The following is a 2,865-nucleotide window of genomic DNA, read 5'->3' as shown; positions in this document are numbered from 1 at the left end:
GGCCGTGGCCTGGACGGCCGTGGCCGTGCTGGGCGACGGCGGCACCGGCCCGGCCGCCACCGCCGGGCCGTCCGTCCCGGCCACCGCGGAGATCACCCGGCGGGATCTCGTCGACACCAAGACCGTCACCGGCGCGCTCACCTACTCCGGCGAGCGCGAGGTGAGCACCGGCGGCTCCGGCACGGTGACGTGGGCGCCCGCCGAGGGCTCGGTGATCCGGCGTGGCCGCCCGCTGCTCAAGGTGGACCGCCGGCCTCTCGTGCTCATGTACGGCAGGCTGCCGCTCTACCGGGAGCTTCGCCAGGGCGTCGCGGACGGGCCGGACGTGGAGCAGCTGGAGCGCAACCTCAAGGCGCTCGGCTACGGCGACTACCTGACCGTGGACGACCACTTCAGCTACGCCACCCACCTGGCCGTCAAGGAGTGGCAGGACGACCGCGGGCTGCCCGAGACCGGCCGGGTGGACGGGGCGCAGGCGGTGTTCCTGCCCTCCGTGGCCCGCGTCACCGACGCCGCCGTGGCCGTCGGCGACCGGGTCGCGCCCGGCCGGCGGGCGCTGAAGGTCAGCGGCGTGCGGCGGCTGGTGCACGTCGACCTCGACACCGACGACCAGGCGCTGGCCCGCGAGGGCGCCAGGGTGACCGTCGAGCTGCCCGGCGGCGAGCGCGTCGCCGGGAAGATCACCTCGGTCGGCACCGTGGCCGAGAGCACCGGCCAGGGGCAGGACCAGAACGTCACCGTCGACGTCGACATCACGCTGGCCAAGACGCCCAAGACCAGGCTGGACCAGGCGCCGGTCGAGGTCGAGATGGAGAGCGAACGCCGCGAGAACGTGCTGACGGTGCCCGTGGAGGCGCTGCTGGCACTGCGCGAGGGCGGGTTCGGCGTCGAGGTCGTCGAGGGCGGCGCCACCCATGTCGTCGCCGTCGAGACCGGCGGGTACGGCGGCGGCCTCGTCGAGGTGAAGGGCGGCGGGCTGGCCGAGGGCATGAAGGTCGGGGTGCCCGCGACATGAACCCCTCGTACGCTGCCGGCCCAGTCGCGAGCCCCGAACTGAGCCCCGTCGTGAGCCCCGAGAGCACCTCGTACGTGGTGGAGCTGCGCGCCGTGACGAAGGTGCACGCCGGCGACGTGCACGCGCTGCGCGGGGTGGACCTGACGATCGCCGACGGTGAGCTGCTCGCCATCGTCGGCCCGTCCGGGTCCGGCAAGTCCACCATGCTCCACATGATCGGCACCCTGGACCGGCCCACCGGCGGCACCGTCCGCATCGGCGGGCAGGACGTCGCCGAGCTGTCCGACCGCGAGCTGTCGGCGCTGCGCGGCCGTACGCTGGGGTTCGTCTTCCAGCAGTTCCACCTGGCACCGGGCGTGAGCGCGCTCGACAACGTGGCCGACGGCCTGCTCTACACGGGCACGCCGCGCCGCCTCAGGCGCGAGCGGGCCGCCGCCGCGCTGGAACGGGTCGGCCTCGGCCACCGGCTGGGGCACCGGCCGCACCAGCTGTCCGGTGGCGAGCAGCAGAGGGTGGCGGTGGCCCGCGCCGTGGCGGGCGACCCGCGGCTGCTGCTCGCCGACGAGCCCACCGGCAACCTCGACTCGGGCGCGGGCGCCGAGGTGCTGGGAGTGCTGGGCGACCTGCACGCGGCCGGTACGACGATCGCGGTCATCACGCACGACATGGAGATCGCCGCCTCGTGCCCCCGGCGGGTCCGCCTGCGAGACGGCCACATCGTCGAGGACGACCCAGGCCCCCGCATCGGTGAGGAGATGAAGGGGGTGCGGGAATGACGGCGCGCAGGCAGCGGCCGGGACCGGCCCGGCTCAGCCCGTCCGACGTGCTGCGGGTGGGCGCGGCCGGCCTGCGGAGCCGCCCGGCCAGGGTGATCCTGTCGGCGCTCGGCATCGCCATCGGCATCGCCACCATGATCGCGGTGATCGGCATCTCCGCCTCCTCCCGCGAGCAGTTGCTGCGCCAGCTCGACCGGCTCGGCACCAACCTGCTCACGGTGTCGCCGGGCCGGACCGTGTTCGGCGAGGAGGCCACGCTGCCCACCACGGCGCTCGACATGGTCAAGCGCATCGGCCCCGTCCGCACGGCCTCGGCGACCGGCTCCGTCGACGCCACGATCCGGCGTACCGACCGCATCCCCGAGGCCGTGACCGGCGGCATCGCCGTCCAGGCCGCGACCACCGAGCTGCTGGCGACGCTGGAGGGCCGCGTGGGCAAGGGCGCCTGGCTGAACGCCGCCACCGAACGTCAGCCCGCCGTCGTCCTCGGCTCCCAGGCCGCCGCGCGGCTCGGCATCGCCAGGACAGGCGTGCGGGTGTGGATGGGCGGCCGGTGGTTCACGGTGCTGGGCATCCTGGAGCCGATGCCGCTGGCTCAGGAGATCGAGCGCTCGGCCCTCGTCGGGTTCCCGGTCGCGAAGCGGCTGCTGGGCTTCGGCGGGCACCCCACGACGATCTACGAGCGGTCGGACGAGCAGTCGGTGGAGGCCGTGCGGGCGGTGCTGGCGCGCACGGTCAACCCGGAGAGGCCGGACGAGGTGGAGGTCAGCAGGCCGTCCGACGCGCTGGCCGCCCGCGCCGCCGCCGCGGGGGCGTTCACCAACCTGCTGCTCGGCCTCGGCGCCGTCGCGCTGCTGGTCGGCGGGGTCGGCGTGGCCAACACGATGGTGATCTCGGTACTGGAGCGGCGCAGGGAGATCGGGCTGCGCCGCTCCCTCGGGGCGACCCGGGGGCAGGTTCGCGTGCAGTTCCTGACGGAGTCGCTGCTGCTGTCGGCGCTCGGCGGCGGCGCCGGGGCGGTGCTGGGGGCGCTGGCCACCGCCGGGTACGCGCTGTCGCGGGGCTGGCCGCCCG

Annotated in this window: 3 protein-coding genes; all 3 read left to right on the top strand. The window is 75.1% G+C overall.

What is annotated here, in order from left to right; genetic code table 11:
• Positions 1-1,015 (top strand): peptidoglycan-binding protein (locus DQW85_RS24905; protein ID WP_338043412.1); only part of this gene is annotated, 1,015 nt, incomplete at its 5' end.
• A 50-nt stretch (positions 1,016-1,065) separates the two neighbouring features.
• Positions 1,066-1,791 (top strand): ABC transporter ATP-binding protein, encoded by a 726-nt coding sequence (locus tag DQW85_RS24900; protein WP_240197408.1) that lies wholly within the window; start codon positions 1,066-1,068, stop codon positions 1,789-1,791.
• Positions 1,788-2,865 (top strand): ABC transporter permease (locus DQW85_RS24895; protein WP_162795349.1); only part of this gene is annotated, 1,078 nt, incomplete at its 3' end. The genes DQW85_RS24900 and DQW85_RS24895, both read left to right, overlap by 4 nt.

Origin of the sequence: Nonomuraea lactucae (assembly GCF_003313395.1) — a bacterium.
Taxonomy (GTDB): Bacteria; Actinomycetota; Actinomycetes; order Streptosporangiales; family Streptosporangiaceae; genus Nonomuraea; species Nonomuraea lactucae.
The sequence above is the reverse complement of the archived record's forward strand: the minus strand, read 5'-3'. Positions and strand labels throughout refer to the sequence as shown.